Origin of the sequence: Nocardia sp. Root136, assembly GCF_001427185.1 — a bacterium.
GTDB classification, from domain to species: domain Bacteria; phylum Actinomycetota; class Actinomycetes; order Mycobacteriales; family Mycobacteriaceae; genus Nocardia; species Nocardia salmonicida.
The window spans coordinates 30,274-51,212 of sequence record NZ_LMFE01000013.1 but is presented as its reverse complement, the minus strand read 5'-3'; the positions used below and the strand labels follow the sequence as shown (position 1 = coordinate 51,212).

Annotated in this window: 22 protein-coding genes and 1 pseudogene; 9 read left to right on the top strand and 14 right to left on the bottom strand. The window is 64.7% G+C overall.

All coding sequences use genetic code 11. From position 1 onward, the window contains the following. Positions 1-324 precede the first annotated feature (324 nt). The 5 genes from ASD42_RS30960 to ASD42_RS30940 form a co-directional block, all read right to left on the bottom strand. Positions 325-1,794 carry an ADP-ribosyltransferase gene (locus ASD42_RS30960; RefSeq protein WP_056823470.1) on the bottom strand — a complete coding sequence of 490 codons (1,470 nt, stop codon included), beginning with the start codon at positions 1,792-1,794 and terminating at the stop codon, positions 325-327. Then, positions 1,791-2,093, bottom strand: a complete 303-nt coding sequence (locus ASD42_RS30955) for a WXG100 family type VII secretion target (protein WP_056823469.1) — start codon at positions 2,091-2,093, stop codon at positions 1,791-1,793. Before ASD42_RS30955 ends, ASD42_RS30960 begins: the two co-directional genes overlap by 4 nt. A 2-nt stretch (positions 2,094-2,095) precedes the next feature. Next, the gene (locus tag ASD42_RS30950; RefSeq protein WP_235569897.1) at positions 2,096-2,413 is read right to left on the bottom strand and encodes a WXG100 family type VII secretion target; all 318 of its coding nucleotides are present in this window, start codon (positions 2,411-2,413) and stop codon (positions 2,096-2,098) included. 120 nt (positions 2,414-2,533) lie between these two features. Then, entirely contained in the window at positions 2,534-3,292 is a 759-nt protein-coding gene (locus ASD42_RS30945) for an FAD-binding oxidoreductase (RefSeq protein ID WP_056823463.1), read from the bottom strand. Positions 3,293-3,321: 29 nt separating this feature from the next. Then, positions 3,322-4,479, bottom strand: a complete 1,158-nt coding sequence (locus ASD42_RS30940; protein ID WP_056823460.1) for an FAD-binding oxidoreductase — start codon at positions 4,477-4,479, stop codon at positions 3,322-3,324. Between the two features lie 227 nt (positions 4,480-4,706). Between ASD42_RS30940 and ASD42_RS30935 the strand changes: the two genes are divergently transcribed. Beyond that, positions 4,707-5,285: a DapH/DapD/GlmU-related protein gene (locus tag ASD42_RS30935; protein ID WP_082844337.1), complete on the top strand. Its 579-nt coding sequence runs from the start codon at positions 4,707-4,709 to the stop codon at positions 5,283-5,285. Positions 5,286-5,290: 5 nt separating this feature from the next. Here ASD42_RS30935 and ASD42_RS30930 read toward each other — a convergent pair whose 3' ends face one another. Further along, positions 5,291-5,722, bottom strand: a complete 432-nt coding sequence (locus ASD42_RS30930) for a MarR family winged helix-turn-helix transcriptional regulator (protein ID WP_435830337.1) — start codon at positions 5,720-5,722, stop codon at positions 5,291-5,293. Between the two features lie 74 nt (positions 5,723-5,796). Here ASD42_RS30930 and ASD42_RS30925 point away from each other — a divergent pair, with 74 nt between their 5' ends. Then, positions 5,797-6,426, top strand: coding sequence for a maleylpyruvate isomerase family mycothiol-dependent enzyme (locus ASD42_RS30925; protein ID WP_056823457.1), 630 nt, complete (start codon positions 5,797-5,799; stop codon positions 6,424-6,426). Positions 6,427-6,433: 7 nt separating this feature from the next. On the opposite strand, the gene ASD42_RS30920 is transcribed toward ASD42_RS30925, so the two are convergent. Further along, complete coding sequence (locus ASD42_RS30920) at positions 6,434-6,799, bottom strand: hypothetical protein (RefSeq protein WP_056823455.1); 366 nt, start codon at positions 6,797-6,799, stop codon at positions 6,434-6,436. An 88-nt stretch (positions 6,800-6,887) separates the two neighbouring features. Between ASD42_RS30920 and ASD42_RS30915 the strand changes: the two genes are divergently transcribed. Genes ASD42_RS30915 through ASD42_RS30900 form a run of 4 tightly spaced genes read left to right on the top strand, consistent with a single transcriptional unit; the run spans position 6,888 to position 9,908 of the window. Next, positions 6,888-7,415 (top strand): DUF3558 domain-containing protein, encoded by a 528-nt coding sequence (locus tag ASD42_RS30915; RefSeq protein ID WP_056823452.1) that lies wholly within the window; start codon positions 6,888-6,890, stop codon positions 7,413-7,415. A gap of 9 nt (positions 7,416-7,424) precedes the next feature. Next, the gene (locus tag ASD42_RS30910; RefSeq protein WP_056823449.1) at positions 7,425-7,802 is read left to right on the top strand and encodes a hypothetical protein; all 378 of its coding nucleotides are present in this window, start codon (positions 7,425-7,427) and stop codon (positions 7,800-7,802) included. Further along, the gene (locus tag ASD42_RS30905) at positions 7,803-9,116 is read left to right on the top strand and encodes a hypothetical protein (RefSeq protein WP_056823446.1); all 1,314 of its coding nucleotides are present in this window, start codon (positions 7,803-7,805) and stop codon (positions 9,114-9,116) included. A gap of 33 nt (positions 9,117-9,149) precedes the next feature. Next, positions 9,150-9,908 (top strand): ESX secretion-associated protein EspG, encoded by a 759-nt coding sequence (locus ASD42_RS30900; RefSeq protein ID WP_056823445.1) that lies wholly within the window; start codon positions 9,150-9,152, stop codon positions 9,906-9,908. Between the two features lie 186 nt (positions 9,909-10,094). Here the strand turns inward: ASD42_RS30900 and ASD42_RS30895 are convergent, their stop codons facing one another. The 4 genes from ASD42_RS30895 to ASD42_RS30880 are packed head-to-tail and all read right to left on the bottom strand — an operon-like array spanning position 10,095 to position 13,297. After that, a complete protein-coding gene (locus ASD42_RS30895) occupies positions 10,095-10,631 on the bottom strand; it encodes an SMI1/KNR4 family protein (RefSeq protein WP_056823440.1) in 537 nt (178 codons plus the stop codon). Next, positions 10,628-11,320: an SMI1/KNR4 family protein gene (locus ASD42_RS30890; protein ID WP_156677649.1), complete on the bottom strand. Its 693-nt coding sequence runs from the start codon at positions 11,318-11,320 to the stop codon at positions 10,628-10,630. The genes ASD42_RS30895 and ASD42_RS30890 overlap by 4 nt, the downstream gene beginning before the upstream one ends. A gap of 27 nt (positions 11,321-11,347) precedes the next feature. Then, a complete protein-coding gene (locus tag ASD42_RS30885) occupies positions 11,348-11,752 on the bottom strand; it encodes a hypothetical protein (protein WP_056823436.1) in 405 nt (134 codons plus the stop codon). A 9-nt stretch (positions 11,753-11,761) separates the two neighbouring features. Further along, complete coding sequence (locus ASD42_RS30880) at positions 11,762-13,297, bottom strand: hypothetical protein (RefSeq protein ID WP_156677648.1); 1,536 nt, start codon at positions 13,295-13,297, stop codon at positions 11,762-11,764. 901 nt (positions 13,298-14,198) lie between these two features. Here ASD42_RS30880 and ASD42_RS30875 point away from each other — a divergent pair. Together ASD42_RS30875 and ASD42_RS34685 are read left to right on the top strand one after the other, a co-directional pair. Then, complete coding sequence (locus tag ASD42_RS30875) at positions 14,199-14,546, top strand: hypothetical protein (RefSeq protein WP_156677647.1); 348 nt, start codon at positions 14,199-14,201, stop codon at positions 14,544-14,546. A 1,049-nt stretch (positions 14,547-15,595) separates the two neighbouring features. Next, positions 15,596-16,228, top strand: a complete 633-nt coding sequence (locus ASD42_RS34685; protein ID WP_156677646.1) for a hypothetical protein — start codon at positions 15,596-15,598, stop codon at positions 16,226-16,228. Here the strand turns inward: ASD42_RS34685 and ASD42_RS35930 are convergent. From ASD42_RS35930 to ASD42_RS30860, 3 genes and pseudogenes are all read right to left on the bottom strand, one after another. Then, positions 16,127-16,522, bottom strand: a pseudogene (locus ASD42_RS35930) (WXG100-like domain-containing protein); the annotation flags it as partial. The gene ASD42_RS34685 and the pseudogene ASD42_RS35930 sit on opposite strands and share 102 nt — an antisense overlap. Positions 16,523-16,525: 3 nt before the next feature. Further along, the gene (locus ASD42_RS30865; protein ID WP_056823425.1) at positions 16,526-16,843 is read right to left on the bottom strand and encodes a WXG100 family type VII secretion target; all 318 of its coding nucleotides are present in this window, start codon (positions 16,841-16,843) and stop codon (positions 16,526-16,528) included. 300 nt (positions 16,844-17,143) lie between these two features. Beyond that, positions 17,144-18,133 carry an NADP-dependent oxidoreductase gene (locus ASD42_RS30860; RefSeq protein WP_056823422.1) on the bottom strand — a complete coding sequence of 330 codons (990 nt, stop codon included), beginning with the start codon at positions 18,131-18,133 and terminating at the stop codon, positions 17,144-17,146. Between the two features lie 212 nt (positions 18,134-18,345). Here ASD42_RS30860 and clpB point away from each other — a divergent pair, with 212 nt between their 5' ends. Continuing rightward, positions 18,346-20,922 (top strand): ATP-dependent chaperone ClpB, encoded by a 2,577-nt coding sequence (gene clpB, locus ASD42_RS30855; protein WP_056823419.1) that lies wholly within the window; start codon positions 18,346-18,348, stop codon positions 20,920-20,922. Positions 20,923-20,939: the final 17 nt, after the last annotated feature.

The following is a 20,939-nucleotide window of genomic DNA, read 5'->3' as shown; positions in this document are numbered from 1 at the left end:
TTGTTGTCTAGTCAGAGGGAGTATCAGTCGCCGTTGCTGGTCCGATTGCTGTAGTCGTCGTGGGTCGGTCGACCTTGCTCGTCGAACGTCGTCCCGCGTGTGGGTCAAGAGTCCTCGGGCTCTCGTCCTACGTAGTCGTCATGAAACCGTTCCGGGACAGTCGAGGGATCGGCGGGTGGCGCGGCATCCCACCTCGCTCGTGCCTCGTCGAACATCCGACGTTCAGCATCCCGCTCCTCGTCGCTCAGGGGAGCAAGGCCCGCTTCTTCTGCGGTTCTAAAGGTTTTCCCAAAGGACTCTTTTGGCATGGTAAATCCTAGTCTATCAAGGGACTTCGACAAGGTCGATGTACGTAATCCCGGTGTTTGGGTCTGTCCAGTTTCTTGCGACTCGGAAATTTGTTGAGGAGCGGAACAATACCTCATCCTCGATATGTCCAGCCTGTTGCGCGGTGGAATATTGGGAAACATCCTTTCCGGTTTCGGATTGAATGGTGAATCGTGTATTCCCAGAGAATGCGCGACTGGGGTCAGTTGATGTGCTGGTGAATGCTTTCTCGGTAACTGTCCCGCCTTCCTGGTATTTTGCAATGTCCTCGGGGTCCAGATTTGTCCCGCGGTAAACGGTGCCTTTGTTGTCTGGTAACTTGTTCAACGCGGCGTTCAGGTCGTCGATTCTAACTTGTTGCGCGGCACTGACATTGTCTGTTCGCAAAGCGAGGTTGACATCGCGGGAGCCTGCTCCTGTGTAGCTACCGATCGCGTCGAGATCTTGCTGCGTCAGTTGTGATCCAGGCCTTTTAGGCCTGGATCCTCCGCCACCTAGTCGTTCGCGGAGTTCAGTGATTTTCTGTTTAGCCCTTGACATCGCGGCAGTTGCGTCATCACTGACACCTTTGAGCTGCAACGTTTTGCGAGCCCGCCACCCTGACACTGCTGTCTTGATCTTCGTCGACCACCGTCGGGCTGACTCGACGGCTTTGGCGCCGGCGATCAATCCACCGACTCCAGTCAGGCATGTCGCGATGATGGTAATCGTGACATCGATCGCTGCCTCGGTGACGATGGCCTCGATGAACCCTTGGATCTCGTCGCGGAGCTCCTGGATAGATGCTTGATAGTCGGTACACGACTTGCTGATCTGGTTGCAGGCGGTGAGGAGTTCGCCGATCGAGGCTTCGATGGTTTTCAGGTCTTGCCGGACCTGAGTGGCATCGGTGGAGGTGACGCCGTCGAAAAGGCTGGCGGCGATGGTGATTTTGTCTTTGGCGTTGGTGTTCACATACACCCTGCCGAGGCGATCCCAGGCGTCGGCGGCTTTAGCGAGGGTATCGGTGTTGCCGTCGGGGAGCGGGCAGTTGATGGCGTCGAGGACGTCTATTGCGGTTTGCGCGAGACCTTCGGGGGTTCCGCCTGCCGCTGATGCCGGCAGTCGGTAGGGTCCGAGGGTGGCGGTCGATACTGCGTCCGCGGGGCGCTCGGGCTGGGTCGTGCCGTGGATCGATGCGTCGGATTTAGCGTGTTCGAAGCCGATGTCGTTGAGTGCGGTGCCGTAGGCGCGCAGGGTTTGGTAGGTCTCGGTGAAGAAGGAAGCGGCGTCTCGGGCGGATTGGTCGTAGGAGTTCGCCCATGCTCGACCGTCTTCGTCTTTTCCGGCCATCATGCCGTAGCCGCCGAGCTCGCTGAACACGTACGTGAAGCTGTCGAATAAAGCGGCCGCAGAGTCGAAGCAGTTGGTCGCAGCTTGGTAGTAGACCTTGGGATCGACCTCGAGTTTGGTTCCGGGCGGGCTCATACGCCCAGAATCTTCAGCGTGGTGACACCAGCCTGTGTATAGCTCTGGTGCGCGGACTTCGCGGCCGATTCCAGTGCGGCCAAACCCTCCTGCATGTCAGTGACGCCCGCCCGCCACTCCGAATGCGCCTCGTTATAGGCCGCGGCTACGGCTCCTGACCAGTTGTCCTCGGCCTCTTTGGCTTTCGCGTCGAGTGCGGTCAGAACATCGGCCACGGCCGCCATGTATCCCCGCATGCGAGCGGTCAGCTGTTCGAGTTGGTCGAGGTCTACCGAGAAGGCTGGTGTGTCATCGCTCATGGTCAGGGCAGATCCAGTGAGCTGAGGCCGGAGGCATTCGACTGGTCGGTGGCTACGAGAGTATTGGCGGTGATGCCGAGCTTCTCAGCCAGCTCGAACAGTGCGTCCCACACCTGATCGGCGCCGGAGTGGAACTCATCCCATCCGGCCGTGAAGATGGTGGCGTTGTTGCCGCGCCAGCTGTCGATCGTTATCTGGGTATCGGTCGCTAACGACCGATACCCAGTCCGGCACTCCGATGCAACTCGGTAAGCCAGTCGCCCTAATGCTTTGACCTCGTCAGGTACCACAGACAAGGTAGTCGGATCTTGCGCAGCCATCATCTCCCCCTCGAACTACCCCGCGCTCGTGCAGACCGCGCGACGACTCCTCGCAATCTACTGGAGGGTAACCGCAGCTTGTGATGGGCGCAAGAAAGGTCGTGCGGAGAGGTAGGACATTCAGGCGCCTTCGGAGATTATGTTCGTTGGGGGAGTTCCTGATTCGATCAGGCGGTCGACGGTGGTACGGACCATCGCGGGCGAACCGCAGACCAGGACTTGGTGTTTCGTGAAGGGTCCGTGGGCGGCGGCCACGTCGGCGAGGGTACCGTGCAGCATTTCCTCGAGCCCGAAACCCACGTCCGAGCGGGTCTGCTCGTACCATTCATCGCGCACCGCAAGATCTTCCGGACTCTCGACAACCGGAATGACCGAAAGCCAAGGCAATTCGCCCGACAGCAGGAACAGCATGTCGTTGGCGTAGAGGTCGCGAGGCGAGCGGCCACCGAAGAACAAGTAGGTGCGCGGCGGAGTGTCACGGCGAGCCAGGTCCAGGATCTGGGCGCGCATCGGCGCCAGCCCGGTACCACCGGCGATCATCACCACCTCGACAGCATCGGGATCGACGGCGAAAACCCCATGGGGAGCATTGATTCGCCACTGATCACCGGGTTTGGTGTCGGCGACGATAGAACTCGAACACCACCCACCGGGCACGGTCCGCACATGGAACTCGAGCTTGCCGTCCAGCGAGGGCGGCAGCGCCGGGGAGAACCGCCGTCGCACCCCGGGATGCTGCGGCACCTCGACCTCTACCGAACCGCCCGGCTCGAACGGTACGAAATCGCCGATCAGCCGGATCACGGCGAGGTCGTGGCGCAGCCGGTGGTGGCCGACGACGGTAGCCGTCCATGCGGGGTCAGGAAAAGCGTTGCTCATCAGCCTCTTTCGCGATGTCGCGGGCGGGTTCAGACAGGATCGGCGGCGATGATCTCACTCGGTGTACCGGCCCGCTGGAGCGCGTAACGAGTGTTGGCGATCATCGTCGGCGATCCCGCGATCTGGATCTGGCGGTCCGACCACGCGCCGAAGCTGGTCACCACCGCTCCCAGATTACCGACCAGCCGACGGGGCATGCCCATCGGCGTCTGGCCCGAATCCTGGGGATACCACCAGGGATTGGTGTGTTCCTCGCACACCGGCACCACGGTCAACCACGGATTGGACTGCGAGAGCTGCCACATGTTGTCCACGTCGTAGAGGTCGCCGGGATAGCGCCCGCCGATGAAGAAGTGCACGCGCGGATTGATCCCCCGCTGGCTCATCTCGATCAGCTGCGCTCGCAACGGCGCGATCCCCGTGCCGGAGCCGATCATCAGCACATCGCGCCCCGACTCCCGGTCCACGTGCAACCCGCCGAGCGGCCCGGCGATCTTCCACCGGTCCCCGACCTTGGTGTCGTTGACGATCGCCGGACTCACCCAGCCGCCGCTGATCCGCCGCACATGGAATTCGATCTCGCCATACGGGTTGGCGGGGATGGCGGGGGAGAAGTATCGCCACATATTCGGCCGCTGCGGCACCGCGACCGGCACGAACTGTCCGGCCTTGAACGGAATGGGCCCGTCGGCCTGTAACCGCACGATCGCCAGATCGTCGAGCACCCGCCGATGCCCCACCACGGTCGCGTCCCAGTACGGCTGCGAGGTGTCCTCGTTGGCGCCGATCGCCATCGACGCCGAGATCAGCAGCGTGATGTCACGCCAGCCCTCGTCGAGCTCCCTGGTCCAGCGGTTGCCGTGGAAGGTGCGCAGCGCGGCGAGCAGCGCGCGTCCGGCCAGGTCGTAGTGGTCGGCCTCGACCCCGTACTTGCGATGGTCGCGGGCAAGTTGCTCGAGGAAGCGTTGGGCGCGTTCGAAGTCCTCGAGATGGTCGAGGACGAACTGCACCGCCGTCGTGATCCGCTTGGCCTGCATGTCCATGGCAGGCGGAAACAGCTCACGCAACCTCGGGTCCTGCGCGAACAGGTGACCGTAGAAAGCGCTGATCAGCCGCTCGGACCCACCGGGTGTCTCGGCCACCCCGCGGAAATCGGCGCGGACCAGCGCAAGCGAACGCGCATCCACGTCGTCAAGCTCCGTTTCTCTGCAATTGCCACAATGTGGCTCACCCGTCGGTGACGCCCTCCCCAGTATCCCCCGAAACCGTCGTCTCGGTGCAGGGATGCTCGTCACGCCCGTTCCCAGCCGCACGGATCGTAAACCCCACGTCTCCGATCAGCACGATCTCCCCATCATCGATACGCGTCAGTGATCTTGCGGGTGGTGAGCGTGGGGTGCGTGAGAATCGGGGGATGGCGAGCGACAACTTCATGGAGATTCACGATCCCGAACTTCTGGCCAGGGGTGAACGGGTTCTCGGGGCCGAGTTCAAGGCGATGCACGAGCGGGTTCTGCAGGTCACCGCGTTGACGTCCCGGCTCAACGTAGTGCCCTTCGACGACGAGCCAGGGAAGGCGGCGCTGCTCGAGGAGATCCTCGGCCGTCCGCTGCCCGCGGGTCTCACGATCTATCCGCCCTTCTATACCGATCACGGCCTGAATTTGGACCTGGCCGAGCGCGTGTTCATCAATCAGGGCTGCACATTTCTCGACTACGCCGGAATCCGGTTGGGTCGGGGCGTGATGGTCGGCCCGAAGGCCACCTTCATCACCATGGGCCATCCCGTCGATCCGGAGGAACGGCGGCGATTCCTCACCGGCGCGCCGATCGACGTGGCGGACAACGTGTGGATCGGCGCGGGCGCGATGATCCTGCCCGGCGTCAGCATCGGCCGCGACGCGGTGATCGCCGCGGGCGCGGTCGTCGCCGATGACGTTCCGGCGAGCAGCTTGGTCACCGGTTCCAAGGCGACTGTGCATCGAAGCTGGTAGCGCGTTCACGCGTAAGGGTCGGTGACTTCACGGAGAGCGGTGAGCGTTTTCCGGAGGTCCGCAGCGGCTCGTTTGCCCAGATGGGAGATCCATTCGGTCTGAACCTCATCGGCGGTGCGGTTGGCGAGGTCGGCGGCGGACCGGCCGGTGGGGGTGAGACGAAAAAGGCGGGCGCGGCCGTCGGTGGGATCGGGGACCCGCTCGAGGTAGCCGGCCCGGACCAGCTGGTCGGCGAGGGTGCTCGCGGTCTGTTTGGTGACTTGGGCCTGAGCGGCGAGGTCGGTGAGGCGGGAGCCGTCGGTACCGATCCGGGCCACCAGGCGGGCCTTGGCCGGGGTGAGTTCGGCGTGACCGCCCGCGGTGAGCGCCGCGAAGACCCGGCGCTCCATCTCGCGGTACGGGACGAACAGGAGTACGCCCAGGTTCAGCTCGTCCACGCTCTCCTCCTTGTTTCAGTCAGTGTATCTGACTATATTGGTCAGATACACTGACTATTATTCGGAGGTCGACGATGGATCGCGAGCAGCAGTGGCAGGTCATCGAACAGCAGCGCCGCGCCGTCGCCGACCTACTCGCCGACCTCACCCCGCCCGAATGGGATTCGCCGTCACTGTGCGCGGGCTGGCGGGTGCGCGATGTGGCCGCGCATCTGGCGATGGCGCCGCAGCCACCCGGCCCGGCCGCGATGATCCGGATGGGAATCCGCGCGGGCGGCCGCTTCCATCGACTGAATCACGATGCCGCGGTCCGCTATTCGGATCGCCCCGACCTGGCCGGCGAGATCCGCGCGCACGCGGCATCGCGCCGATTGCCCGCCGTGACCAACTACCGCAACATCTTCTTCGACGTGATCGTCCACGCCCAGGACATCGCCCGACCACTCGGCCGCACCATCGAGGTGACCCCACGCGCGGCTGCCGTTGCCGCGCAACGGGTGTGGACGATGGGCTGGCCCTTCTGGGCGAAACGTCATCTGCGCGGCTTGCACCTCGCCGCCGACGACATCGAATGGTCAACGGGCGCAGGCACTCCGGTACACGGCCCCATCCTCGACCTCCTGCTGGCAATGACCGGCCGATCCGTCGCCGTGGCGAACCTGCACGGCCCGGGCGTGCAAGCCCTGTCGCACAGCTTGCGCTGAGGCCGCGTCAGCCCACGACCTTCTGCACCGCCGCCTGCCGAGCCTCCTCGTCGACCTCCCCGATCTCGAACCCCTTGCCCACGATGTGCTGGACCAACGCGGCCTCCGGCGGCAGCCCGTACTTGCGCAGGTAGTAGGGGACAGCGCCCGGCCAGACGAACGCGCCGTCGGTGTGGAAGTTCAACGGCACGTCGCGCTGGGCGGGGTCGAACTCGTCGGCGTCGCGGCTGCGGGCGCTCAGAATCACCGGCGCGTGCTCGAGGTAGGACAGCACCCGATCCTGGATATCGGAGTCCACCGCCGACCGGTTCACCACCGGTTTGCCCTCGGGATCACGCCCGTCGAAGGGCGCCGAAAGTCGAAGTTCGCTCATGCTCAGACAACCTACGCGGCCCCGACTCTGGTCGGTTGACCGTGCTAATGTCCCTGGTCAAGGCAGTGCTCGGCCGAAAGGGGTGGGGATGAAACGCGCAGGTACGGCGTTGGTGATTGCCGGTTTGGCGGTTGTCGGGTTGGTGGGGTGTGACTCGGGGGAGTCGACGTCGAAGGGGGCGACGACCACGGCCAGGCCGGTGCTGTGGAATCCGTGCACGGAGATTTCCGATGCTGCGTTGACGGCGGCGGGGGTGGATCCGGCTACGGAGGAGAAGGGTGTCGCGGGGGTTCCGCAGCCGGGGTGGGAGATCTGTGGATGGGAAGGTTCCAACTACGCCCTGACCGTCTACACGACAGACAAGCCCGTCAGCTATTTCGAGCAGAAGGCGGGGAACATCAACTTCGCCGACGTCACGATCGCGAATCGTCAGGGGCGCCAGTTCCGGGTACAGGGTGACACTCGAAACCTATGGTGCGATGTTGTCTTCCCGTCCGAACTCGGTGTTGTTCAGCTCGCGGTTGGTAATTCGGCAATCGCCGACGGACCGTTGGAGGACCCATGCGTCTACCTTCAGCGCGCCGGCGCCGTGCTAGTACCGACGTTCCCGAAGTAGGGGTTGGGCATGGCGGGCGATACCCCATACAGCCAGTTGGTCGGTCAGGCGAGGACCGGTGAGGTCTACCTGAACGACGAAGCTGCCGCGTTCCATATGTTCAAGGCATGCGATACGCGACTAGCCGACCTCCAGAAGCTGATCGGTGTCACACAGCGCGTGCAGAACGTCACCGGGTTCGGTGATTTCGACATTGCCAGGCAGCTCGAGGCGAAATTCCGCGCTCAAGCCGTCGGCGAGCCGAACTCGATCTACGAAGTCATTCTCCAGGACATCGAGGCGGTGAAGCAGTTGCGCGAGGTCTTCTCCATCTCCTTCAAACGCATTGCGGGCAAAGACATCGAGAACGCCAACGCTCTCGACTACGCCACTGAGCAGGTGAGCTGAATGACCGGCATGCAGAGCATCAGCGGCGTCGACCTGCTCGGCAACCTCCGAAACTTCGTCATGTCCCCGTTCTCGGGTGACGACGGTGAACTCGACAGCTCCGAGATCGCTGACATCCAGAACCAGTACAACACCCAGCGTGATCGCAACCGCCAGAAGGCGGGCGAGCTCGGTTTCGACGGCGAGTACCGCCCGACGGCGGTGACGAGGAACGACCTGTTCCCCGGCACCGTCGAGGAACTGCGCGCCAAGGTTGACAAGATCGATCTCGACTCCGTCTCCGCCCTGATCAGTGCCTGGAACGAAATCTCCACCCGCAACAGCACATCCCTCGACGAGTTCCGCAAGCAAATAGCCCGGGGCATGTCCCCCGACGTCTGGGCAGGTTCCGCGGCGAGCTCGGCCGCGCAAACTGTTGCGGCATATGACGCCACGGGAAAAAAGGTCACCACCGCCGCCGCGCTCACCAGCACCAAACTGGACGAACTCCGCACCGGCCTCGAACCGACAAAACGCCTCGTCCCCCACGAGCCCGAGCACCGCAGTGGTCTCGACAACGTAGGTTCCCTGCTGACCGGTCGTGGGTGGCGCAATGATGATGTCGCGCAAGAGAACGCGCGAGTCGAAGCCGTTCGCATCCTCCAAACCGTCTACGCCCCCGTGATTTACGAGTCCGACAACAAAGTCCCGGTGATCCCCATCCCGAAGACCGTCGAAGACGGCGGCGAACCCGAAACAAAGCGCAGCACAACACAATCCACGACGCAGGGTTCGACTACGCAGTCCACCACTCAGCCGACGACGACGCAGCCCACCACCCCGGCGTCGACCACCCCCACCACCGACCCGGATGACACCGACGACTCGGCCGACGATTCGTCCACCCCTGAATCGACCACTCCCCAGTCGACGGAGCCGGGCTCGACGACCCCCGCCTCGACCACCCCGAGCTCCACCGTCCCCGGTTCGGGCTCGCCGTCCGGATCACCCAGTGGCGCAGGCTCGCCCGGCGGTGGGTCGCCGGGTGCGGGCACACCGGGCGCGGGCACACCGGGCGCGGGAACACCGGGTGGTGCGGTCGCCGGAAGCCCGACGTCTACCGGTGCCGCCGGGGGCCGTGGAACCGGCGCGGGCACAGCGGGCCGCTCCGGCATGCCCGGCATGATTAGCCCCGGTGCGGGCAAGGGCGGCGGCAAGGACGACGAATCGACCAAGGGAATTCCCGACTACCTCATCACTCAGGAGAACGGTGACGAACTCACCGGTCTGGACACCCTGCCCAAGATGGTCCCGCCCGTCATCGGCGCCGACTAGTCGCCAATCCTGATGGAACAGAGTAGATCTCCCGTGCGTACCTGGCATCTCTCCGCGTTGGATTTCCGCACCCTGTGGGAAGCCGCGGGCCGCGACGTTCTTCCGTACCCCCTGCATCACCGCCATACCGACGTCGAAACCCACGCCGAGGTCCTGCGCCTGCGCAGCAAGGCCGCGGAGAACCTGATGGCCGAGTTCGACAGTGATCTCGACCGCGCCATGGCCGCCCTGCTCGCCCCGCACGCCCGCGTCGAAGTGGCGGGCGCGGCCAAGGGCGTGAAAACGATCCGCGCCCACGGCGGCGCCCGCGACACCTACGCCGCCCTCGCGGTCCAAGCTCCCGGCGACGAGACCAACCCCGGCGACATCACCCTGCACCTGTTCGACCCCGAAGCCCTGGCCGCCGCAGTCCTGTCGACCCTTCCCAAGGTCGCCCCCGGCAAGGGCCGCGAAATCCGCGTCACCGCAGCAGAACTCGCGGCCCCCCSCCCCCACGTCCGCGACCGCTGGAACCCCACCCCCCGGGAACAGCTCGAATCCTTCCTGGCCAAACCCACCACCACCCTCACTCACATCGGCGTCTACGCCCACGCCAGCGTCGACAACCGCCACACCGAAGGCCGCGACGACTTCCAACTCCACGACATCCCCGGCGACGGCCGCTACGTCTTCTACGGCGAAACCACCTTCATCGCCAAACCCACCACCCCCACCAGAATCCAATCCACCCTCGCCACCATCCTCACCACCACCGCCACCAAAGCCCGCACCGGCACCTACCTCCCCCGCTGACCCGGAACCGTTACGGCACTGGCACCAGGCTGAAGACTGGGTCGAGTCCCAGGCGCGTCCATCAAGCCCGCGCTACCGAGCTCGGCCTGGGTGATCATCTGGGTCATGTCCCTGTGATCGCGACCGATGCCACTGCAGTCCTTGACGCAATGGCCACCGAGGGTGAAGAATCCGGAATCTGCACAGCTACAACGACTCCACCGAATCAATCGTGGACGCGGCGGAATGCTGTCCAGTGTGGCCCCTCAACGCCGCTGTATCTTCGCGAATTTTCTGCTGGACAACCCAGGCATTTCGGAGGAATCCTAGGAAATTGTCGGCCAGCTTCGTGACCTCCGGATAGCCCTCCTGGTAGCAGTAAACCGCGTCGGATCCTAGTTCGAAGAAATATACCTTATATCCTTGGTGGTGCCCGAAGAAGAATCGGTGATCCAGGGACAGGCCCTCGCTGGAGATGTCCGCGGCGGCGTCGATGGAATCGAGCATGCGGGGGAAGTACAAGTCGGTTCCCCTGAAGAGCGTGCCAGCCTGCTTCCCCATCTGTTCGAGAAAGGCGTGGTATTCCCCGGGGATGGGAAAACTGTCTGGCGCTACGGAATAGACTTGTGCGATCTCGCCTGCGTCGCATCCAATGATCGAGTCGCTCGTTGCAAACCCGGACTCGATTAGATCCCGACTGAACGACACCATATCGCGCTTGCATGTATCACTGCCGTAGGTCATTTTTCAGACTCTCGTGGAGTATGGAGTCGGTCGAGAAGCTGCCGTGTGGAGTCCTCGGTGAACCCGATCAGCGGGACCGGTCGACCATCGCGACGGGCGCGCCCGGTTTCGAGCACTGCCATCAAAACGGTGCAGGTCCAGTTGTCAGTGTGTGTCATCAGTCCGTGACCGTCTTCGACGACCAGCCCATCCGAGGAGACCACCGCTAGGACATCACGAAGGAAATCAGCGACCGATCCCCACACCACTTCTCGATCGGAGTACACGTCCATATCGCAGTACACGACCTGCCCGGCACGGCCTTCCGCGCCAGGATGAGAGTCGACCGCGATCGCGTTGTCGACCGTTGCGTGTAGTGGGCACCATCCGCGATCCCACCACACCATGCGAACCGCACCGCTAGCCGAACCGTCCAACTCCTCGTAGGGCACTCCGGGGCCACTGGACTCGGCCTCACTCGCGCGGGCGGCACACCACAGTCCGGCCGAATTCGCGCCTTCCAGACACATCCCCAAGATGTCTCGACCGCCGAGCACCGACCACAGCTCGACAACTTCCGGCGGGGCGGGCGCACCTGTCTGCTCTTCGTAACGATCGGCAGCATCGGATCCGTGCCGCATCGCCGGCTCGAAACCCTTCTTTACCAGCACATCCCAGATGCGCTGGGCCAAGGAGGTTGCATCAACCATCGTCAACCGATCGATCTGTCATGCCGCTCACATTTCCTGCGGTCGGAGGATTTCCACTGTTTCTTCGGGTGTGAGTCCGCTGAAGACCTGGTTTGTCCACCTGATCGCTTCGTCGCTGTCGTAGGAGTATTCGATCCTGAATTTTCCTGATCGCGCGACTGTGCATTTCATTCCAGCCCATTCCTCACCCTGCGCAATGAACAGCTTGTTCGAATTTCTGCGCACGCGGTGGCTGATGTCACGGTGGTCGAAGAGACTGACAACCGATCCTTCCTCGCCCCGGTAGGCGACCACGATCGTTGTACTGACTCCTCGTGAGGTCTGGACCCTGGTCGATACCGCGTGCGTCCAATCTGGATATGCGACTGCCGCAGCTTCTCCGGTTGCCAGTACGAGTTCCGTGGTGATCTCGGCCTCGTCGATATCGGTCATGACACCCTCCTAGTGATCGTCCGTGTAGCGGTTGAAGTCGCCAAGCCGGATCCCGTGATCCTTGCGCACGAACACATTTCCGCCACGGTTGCTGAAATCGATATCGAACTCGTAAAAGATTTTGCCATTGGCATCGACCATCCTCACGTCGCCGAGAACCTCCTCTGGAGTGACTGAACCAGGAGGATCGGTAGTGAAGTTTATATGTGTCTCTCGGCCGGGGAACGACCTGGCCCAGTCCGCAATGGCGTTCTCCAACACACGAAACTGTCGTTGATTGAACTCGCTCTCTTGAGCGAAGAGGTTCACCAGTCCTCGGTCCAGTGTGGTCCGGTAGCTGGACGCATGGCCGCCATCGTATGTCAGCCCCGTGCCCGTCGGGTCTACACCTTCGTGGCCTGCATTTGTCGCTGCCGTGCTCTCGCGACTGTCCTTGTCGCGGTCGACCCGGTCTACCTTGGCGAAGTCGTGCCGGATGACACCCTCGGTCGAAACATGGCGACCGTTGAGCGACTCAGTGAGGACCACATTGTCGCCGACCTGGGATCGCGAGAAAGATCGAATATTGCCGTCAGCGTCGGGCGGAAAAATGACGTGCTGCTCGTGGCGTAGTGCCCTGAAACTGCCGCTGGGTCGTCGGTCGTATTCGACTGCGCGTGCGGGATAGTCGCGAACGACTGTGTGGTTCGGGGGATCTCCGTAGATGGTGTCAGTGAATTGCGCGCCGCTTTGCGTCGTCCCACGCACGATTTGGGTGGGGTCGCCCTGCGGTGTCGGTAGCGGGTAGTCGCCGGGGCGAAGGGTGCCGCGGATGTTCGCGTGGTCGGGATTGGTCGGGTCGAGCAAAGGTCCGTCCACCACTCGCCGTGGTGGCGTGATTCGTTCTAGGACCGCGTCGCGGCGCTCATGCGAAGTCTCCTGGCCTGGTGGAGAAGGGGTTGTCGGGGTATTCGGATGGGGGCCTGTGGGATTGACATTCGGCGGCGTCGGCTGTGAGCGATCGACTGCGCTGTCCGACTCGATGGCGTTCGTCGGTGTGGTTCCGGGTGGGTTGGACTCGGTGCCGTGGGGTGCGGTGGTGCCGTTCGGGTGGTGTGTCTGCCACTGACCGTCCGGAGGGACTCGGGGTCCGCGGGCGCCGTCGGGGTTGGTGACTGCGCTGGTGCTGAATACGTTTCCGTTGGCGTCGGTCCATGCTCGCTGGGTCGGCGCGAGGACCTCGACACCAAGGTGCTGGGCCAAGCGGTCGGCGAAGCCGTTTGTCGAGGCGTCGCAGCCGATCAGGCGGATGGGGGTTACGCCGTCCCAGCCGGAGCGGCGGAGGAGGTCGCCGTACTGCTCGGGGGTGAGGGTTCGGTTGCCGATGACGGCGTGGCCGTCGGGGGTGATGTGGGTGTCAGCGGTGAAGCGGTTGGGGTCGGCGGGGATTCGGTGGGGGAGATCGCCCATGGTGGGGTCGCCGCGGTGGTGGGAGACGCCGGCGGGGGTTTGTTCGGCGTGGTTGTTGTGGATTTCGTCGAGGTCGACGGTGGTGTCGGTGCCCACGTCAGGGGCTGTATCGGGGTTTGTGTCGGGGGTGGCGGATATGGTGCTGTCGACCTGGGTTGTGGGGGACGCGTGTCGGTCTGCCCAGGAGGGGATTGTGGTGCGGGCGAGGTCGGCTCGGGAGATGTCGGAGCCGAGGCGATGCATGTCGTCGGGGGTGAGGGTGGGGTTGTCTCGTGGGGGGAGGCCCAGGTTGGTGCGGACTGTGTTGGCGAGGTCGGTGAGGGTGGGGGTGGTGTCCGCGTTGATGGTGAGGTCGGCCGTCGATGGGTCGGTGGTGGGGACTACGTCGACCATGAGCCAGTCGCCGAGGGGGAATTGGTGACCTTGGTTGAAAGCGAGATCCGTGGCTGTTTGGGCGTTGTCGGCGACGGTGTCGATGGTGGTGGGAGGGGTGGTGGGAGAGCCTGTTACAGAGACGGTGAGGCGTACGACTCGGACTGGTTGGGCGAAGGTGTCGGGGTAGTCGGCGGCTTGGTAGGGGCGTCCGGTGGGTGGGCTGACTTGGAGAGCTTGATTATTGGCGGGAGTGATGGAGCGTAGGGATTCGCGGGCTTGTCGGGCCTGGTTCGCGACTTCGGGCGATTGAGAGGTGAGAAGTGGGTCGGTAGGCGGAGTGATGGTTGTCGGCGTGGGGTTCGATGCCGGTGCGGTCTCGGTGGACGACAGAGGGTCCGTTGAGGGGGTCGTATCGGTGGGAGTTGCTGGATCAGCTCGTCCGGCCGGCTGATCTGTTGTCGCAGAGGGAACGTCGCCGTTCTGACGATTCGATGCGGGGACCGACTTCGGGACTGTGTTCGGTGCAGCAGGGGTGTGGCCGATTGGCGGAGAGCTCGGGCGTGCCGCGGGAGGCGGCGGTGCTGTGTCAGTCGTCGGGTTGCTGCCTGTGGATGAGTGGGGAGTGCTCGGTGTCGCCGGATGCGTGGTGGACGGCGGGGTGCTCGGCGGTGTGCGGCCTGTCGATAACCCGGGATGGTTCGGGGTTGTCGGCTGGGCGGCTGACGGCTGGGCGGTGGGGGTCGCCGGCCTGGTGGTTGTGGATTGTTGGGGAATGTTCGATGTCGGCGATTGGTTAGCGCCCGGGGTGATCGGTGCGCTGATGGGCGGGGTCGACGGCGTCGAGTTGGGAGGTGTTGTCGTGGTCGGGGTGGCGGTGGGGGTCGTGCTGGGTGCTGTGGCTGTAGTCGCCGCGCTGGTTGTCGTCGGGTCTGTTTGTTGCGGCTGGCGGGTGGTGTCACCGGGGGATTGAACGCTCGGGGTCGGTGTTGTTGGTGTGGCGGTGTTCGGGGTGCCTGGTTGCGGCGAAATTCCGGGCGTGGCCGATGTGGTCGCAGTCGGGTTGCTGGTCGTCGGTGTCTGGTCGCCGGTGGTGGGCGACTGCGTGGTGGCGGGGGTATCGACCGGTGGGAGGTCGAGCGAGGAACCAGGTGCTGGTGAGCTGGGCTGATTGGTGGGGCCCGGAGTCTCGACTGGGGTGGCCGGAGTTGTGCCGTTGGGGGATCCGGTCGGATTCCCGGTGTTGCTCGGTGACGAGGGCGTGCTGGTGTCGGCGGGCGATGAGGGGCTGCCCGTCGCCGGACCGGGATTGCTCGACGAGTCGGGCGATCCTGTGCTGGAAGGGTTTCCGTTGTCGGCGGGCGGTGTCGGGCCAGGGGAAGTCTCTCCAGGTGCGCTGTCGCTGGGTGCGCTGTCGCTAGGTGAGTTGGTGCTGGGCGAGCTGGAACTCGGCGAACTGTCGCCAGGTGAGTTGGTGCTCGGCGAGTTGTCGCTCGGAACGCTCGGACCGGGTGAACTGTCGCCGGGCGAGCTGGGGCTGGGGCTGGGGCTGGGGCTGGGTGAACTGTCCCCGGGCGCGTTCGGACCAGGCGAGCTGTCGCCAGGCGAACCGGAACTCGGCGAACTGTCCCCGGGGGAGCTGGGGCTGGGTGAGTTGTCGCTGGGCGAGCTGGAACTCGGTGAAGTATCGCCCGGTGACACGGGGCTCGGTGAACCCGAATTGGGCGAACCATCACCGGATGGTGTGCCCGCTCCAGTAGGACTCCCATCGCCAGGACTGCCGCTCGATGGCGAGCTGTCACCAGGCGAGGAGGGCGAACCGGTACCGGAAGGTTGGGTCGCGTTGTCCCCATTGGGCGTTGACGGCGTGCCCGCGGATGCCGGCGCGGTGGAACCGGGAGTGCCCGTCGATCCGGGCGAATCACCGTTCGACGAACCCGGATCTCCCGTACTGGCAGGGCTGGTCGGCGAACCCGTATCGCCCAACCCGGGAACCGTCGGCGCCGCCGAGTTCCCATTGCCGTGCAGACTGGATTCCAACCCACTCTGCACTCCGCCAGCACCAGCACTGGTGAACGTATCGACCCCGATATCGAGTTTGAAATCCTGCCCCATCAGCAACGACGCCGCACTTGCCGACGCGACCTGCGCCGACAGATCCGCACCGAGTTCGGTCGCCGCACCTGCCGCGGACTTGGCTGCCATCTTCCCGAGCTCGGAGGTGACGTTGTCACCGACCCCGCCGAGTTTGTCGCCGAGGGACCCACCGACAGCACCACCGACCGCGCCACCGAAAGTTGCCAAACCCAGGTCGGACCAACCGAAGTTGTCCATCGACCGATCACCCTTGGCGACCTGGATGGTACGGGCGAGCGCGTCGATCCCGCCCTCTTCCAGCGCTTCGAACGCCGCACCGCGCAGCGCGGCACGAGATGCCGCCTTGGCGATACCGCGCGCGATCATCCGGGTGAGCAACTGTTTCATCGCGATCTTCACCGCGACTTGAGCCGCGACACGAGCGGCCACACCCGCCGCCGCACCGACCCCGGTCCATGCCGTCGCCAACGCGATACCGATTTCGACAGCCGCCACGATCATCGTCCCGATGATTACCAGCTTGGTGTGCTCGATATCGTTGGCGCCGTCTTCGAGTAACTCGGCCTGCTTCTCACACCACTTGCGAATCGCGGTGAACGCAGCCTCGTCACCGGCAAGGAGCTTGTCGCGATAGGCCGCGATCGCATCGTGCGTCTCGCCCTCGGACAAGGCGGTCAACGCCGAATTCAAGGCCCGTGCCGCGTCCTCGTCAACGGTGTTGAGAGTGTTCGCGGTGGCAGTCCACGCATCAGCGAGGCGCCGCATTGCGGTCTCGTCGCCGTCGGGCCAATCACCCGCCCCGAGAATGTATTTCGCGACCCACTGCAGGGAGTCCGGGATCTCGATGCCCACGAACTACGAACCCGTCGACTGCTTCAACTGGGCCGCACGGGCCGTGTCCTGCTCGACCAGCTTGTCCGCGACAGTCACCATGTTCGCGCCGAGCTGCGTCATCGACGTCGCGAGATTGCCGACCGAGGTCTTACCCTGCTCCACGCCCGGCGTGTAGTTACCCGCGAAGGCCTGCCCGATCTCGTCGCCACCCCAGCACTCGCCCTCGGCCGCCAACGCAGCGGTCAACGTGGTCAGCGCCGCCGACAGAGTCGACGCGACCGAATCGAACGAGGTCTGCGTACCGCGCAGCGCATCCGGATCGGCCTTGATCGAACTCATCTGCGCATCCCAACTTCGGCAACGGTGCTGTCGAAGTATTGGACGCACGAGTTCAGGCTTCGGATCCTTATTGTGCCCTATGTCTCATCAGCGAGGGTATGGCTATTGTGCTGTGGGCCAGCTCATCTGCACGTCGATGCTCATCGTTCGCACCAATTCGTCGAACGTGACGTCCGCGGTGAGGTCGGTCCGATCCAGCGAACCGGGCAGGGATGGTTACGACACCGGCACCCCTGGGCGCTCCTCATGGTGTGGCCCGACCGACATCCGACATCCGGTGTCAGTCGTCGAGAGCTTGGATCAGATGGCGAGGACTGTCTTTCCGCGTGCACTGCCCTGGCCGAGGACGGCGGGAGCGGCCTCCAGCGGGACTGTCATCTGCACCGGGACGACCACATCGCCGGCGGCGACGCGGGACAGCAGGCGGCTCAATTCCGGTGAGCGGCCTTTGGATTCGAAGTTTCCCCCGGTGATGTCGCGGTCGCGCAGGCCGGCTTCGTCGGCCGCCCAGGTCGTCGAGTAGGCGTGCCCGCCGCGGCGGACGAGGGTGGCGTGGGAGGCGAAATCGCCTGCTGAGCTGATCAAGTCGAACAGGACGTCGATGCCGTCGGGGTGGGTGAAGCGGACGGCGTCGGTGACGTTCGAGTCCTGGCGGGAGGCCGGGTCCGGGTCTACGAAATTCGGGTCGGCGGGGCGGGCCTGGGTGTAGTCGACGGTTTCGGCGGCGCCGAGGCGCGCGACCTGGTCGGCGGCATCGCCTCGGGCGGTCGCGATGACGTGGGCGCCCGCGATATTGGCCAGCTGAACGAGGAACGACCCGACACCGCCCGTCGCGCCGACGATCAGCACCGTTTGGCCGGGTCGGATGTGCGCGGCGTCGACCAGATCCTGGGCTGTCACGCCGGCGACCGGCAGCGCCGCCGCTGCCACCGTGGTGACGCCGTCGGGGATCGGGACGAGGGTCGCGTCCTCGGGGACAGTGGCGTACTGCGCCCAGCTGCCGTGTCCCGCGGGCGCGGTCAGGAATTTGCCGACCACTTTGTCGCCGATCTTGAACTTGGTGACGCCGGCGCCGATCGCCGAGACGGTGCCCGCGCCGTCGACGCCGAGGATCATCGGGAAGTCGGTGGGCATCTTGCCCTTCAGGATGCCGTCGGCCATCTTCAGGTCGAACGGGTTGACCCCGGCCGCGTCGAGCGCCACTTGAACCTCACCGGGCCCCGCGGCGGGGACCGGTACATCGGCGAGCTCGGGTGTGGCGCCGAACTTCTGAACCACGATCGCGCGCATGGGGGTGAACTCCTCGCATCGGGGGTGAGCCGGGCATCGCAATCCTAGGCGGATAGCCGTCCGACATGCAGTGATTGGTCGTCTTCGGTGGTGTCGCAGCGTAGCGTGAAGCGCGGATCCGAAGTCCACTGAAAGTTTTTAGAGTTGAGCGGAACAGACTCAACTTTGTGAGCGTTGAACTAGTCGATATCGGACACACACAAGGGAGATTCGTGGACTCGTTCAATCCCACCACCAAGACGCAGGCGGCCTTCACCGCCGCCCTTCAGGCCGCCGCGGCGGCGGGCAATCCGGAGATCCGTCCGGCACACTTGCTGGTGGCGTTGCTGGATCAAACCGACGGCATCGCCGCACCGTTGCTCAAAGCCATCGGAGTCGATCCGGCGACAGTCGAACGTGAGGCAGGTGCCCTCGTCGACCGTCTGCCGTCTGCCACCGGCGCCACCACCAAACCACAGCTGGGCCGTGAGGTACTGGCCGCGATGACCGCCGCCCAGCAGCTCGCCACCGAGCTCGGCGACGAGTTCGTCTCCACCGAGAACCTGCTGGTCGGGTTGGCTGAAGGCGCTTCGGATGTCGCTCAGCTGCTGCGCAAGCACGGCGCCACCCCGGAGGCCCTGCGCGACGCGTTCACCGCTGTCCGCGGCGGCAGCGGCCGGGTCACCAGTGCCGATCCGGAAGCCAGCTACCAGGCGTTGGAGAAGTACTCCACAGACCTCACCGACCTGGCCCGCGCGGGCAAACTCGACCCGGTGATCGGGCGCGACACCGAGATTCGGCGCGTGGTGCAGGTGCTGAGCAGGCGCACCAAGAACAACCCCGTGCTCATCGGCGAACCGGGCGTCGGCAAGACCGCCATCGTCGAAGGTCTGGCGCGACGCATCATCGAAGGCGATGTGCCGGAGTCGTTGCGCAACAAGAAGGTTGTCTCCCTCGACCTCGGTGCGATGGTGGCGGGCGCGAAGTATCGCGGTGAGTTCGAGGAGCGGCTCAAGGCCGTGCTCGACGACATCAAGAACAGCGCGGGCGAGATCATCACCTTCATCGACGAACTGCACACCATCGTCGGCGCGGGCGGGACCGGCGACTCGGCGATGGACGCGGGCAACATGATCAAGCCGCTGCTGGCCCGCGGCGAGCTGCGGCTGGTCGGCGCGACCACCCTCGACGAGTACCGCAAGTACATCGAGAAGGACGCGGCGCTCGAACGGCGATTCCAGCAGGTGCTGGTCGGCGAGCCGTCGGTGGCCGACACCATCGGCATCCTGCGCGGCATCAAGGAACGCTACGAGGTGCACCACGGCGTGCGGATCACCGATTCCGCGCTGGTGGCGGCCGCGACGCTGTCGGACCGCTACATCACCTCGCGATTCCTGCCCGACAAGGCGATCGACCTGATCGACGAGTCGGCGTCGCGCCTGCGGATGGAAATCGACTCGCGTCCCGTCGAGATCGACGAGATCGAGCGGGCGGTGCGGCGCCTCGAGATCGAAGAGGTGGCGCTCGAGAAGGAGACCGACGCCGCGTCCAAGCAGCGGCTGGAGAAGCTGCGCCAGGAATTGGCCGACGACCGCGAGAAGCTCAGCCAGCTCACCACCCGCTGGCAGAACGAGAAGAACGCCCTCGATTCGGCGCGCGGGCTCAAGGAGCAGTTGGAGGCGCTGCGTGGGGAGTCGGAGCGGGCAGAGCGCGACGGTGATCTCGGCAAGGTCGCCGAGCTGCGGTACAAGCGCATTCCCGACCTGGAGAAGGAGCTCGCCGACGCCGAAAAGGCCAGTGCCGCAGCGTCCGACGGTGAGGTGATGCTCAACGAGGAGGTGACTCCCGACGACATCGCCGATGTCGTCTCGGCGTGGACCGGGGTGCCGGTCGGCCGGATGCTCGAAGGCGAGACCGCCAAGCTGCTGCGGATGGAAACCGAGGTAGCGGGGCGCGTCGTCGGGCAGGAAGAGGCAGTGCAGGCGGTCTCCGACGCGGTGCGCCGGGCGCGCGCCGGTGTCGCCGATCCGAACCGGCCGACGGGCTCGTTCCTGTTCGTCGGACCGACCGGCGTCGGCAAGACCGAGCTGGCGAAATCGCTGGCGGACTTCCTGTTCGCCGACGAGCGCGCCATGGTGCGTATCGACATGAGCGAGTACAGCGAGAAGCACTCGGTGGCCCGCCTCGTCGGCGCGCCGCCCGGATATGTCGGCTACGACCAGGGCGGCCAGCTCACCGAAGCGGTGCGTAGGCGGCCGTACTCGGTGGTGCTGTTCGACGAGATCGAGAAGGCGCACCCGGACGTCTTCGACATTTTGTTGCAAGTTCTCGACGAAGGCAGGCTCACCGACAGCCAGGGTCGCACGGTCGACTTCCGCAACACGATCCTGATCCTCACCTCCAATCTCGGCGCCGGTGGTGACCACGATCAGGTGATGGAGGCGGTGCGCCGCGCGTTCAAGCCGGAGTTCATCAACCGGCTCGACGATGTGGTGATGTTCCACGCGCTCGACGCGAAGCAGCTGGAATCGATCGTCGACATCAACCTGCGTCAGCTGCAGAAACGGCTCTCGCAGCGCAGGTTGACCCTCGATGTCAGCGAGGAGGCCAAGCAGTGGCTCGCCGTGCGCGGCTACGACCCGGCCTACGGCGCGCGACCGCTGCGCAGGCTGATCCAGCAGGCCATCGGCGACAGCCTGGCCAAGGAACTCCTCTCCGGTTCGGTCGCCGACGGTGACACCGTCAAAGTGAGTGTGGACAACGCCACCGACAAGCTCGTCGTCGAACGCGAAGTTGTCCACAGCTCGTGATTTGTCCACAGCCCGGT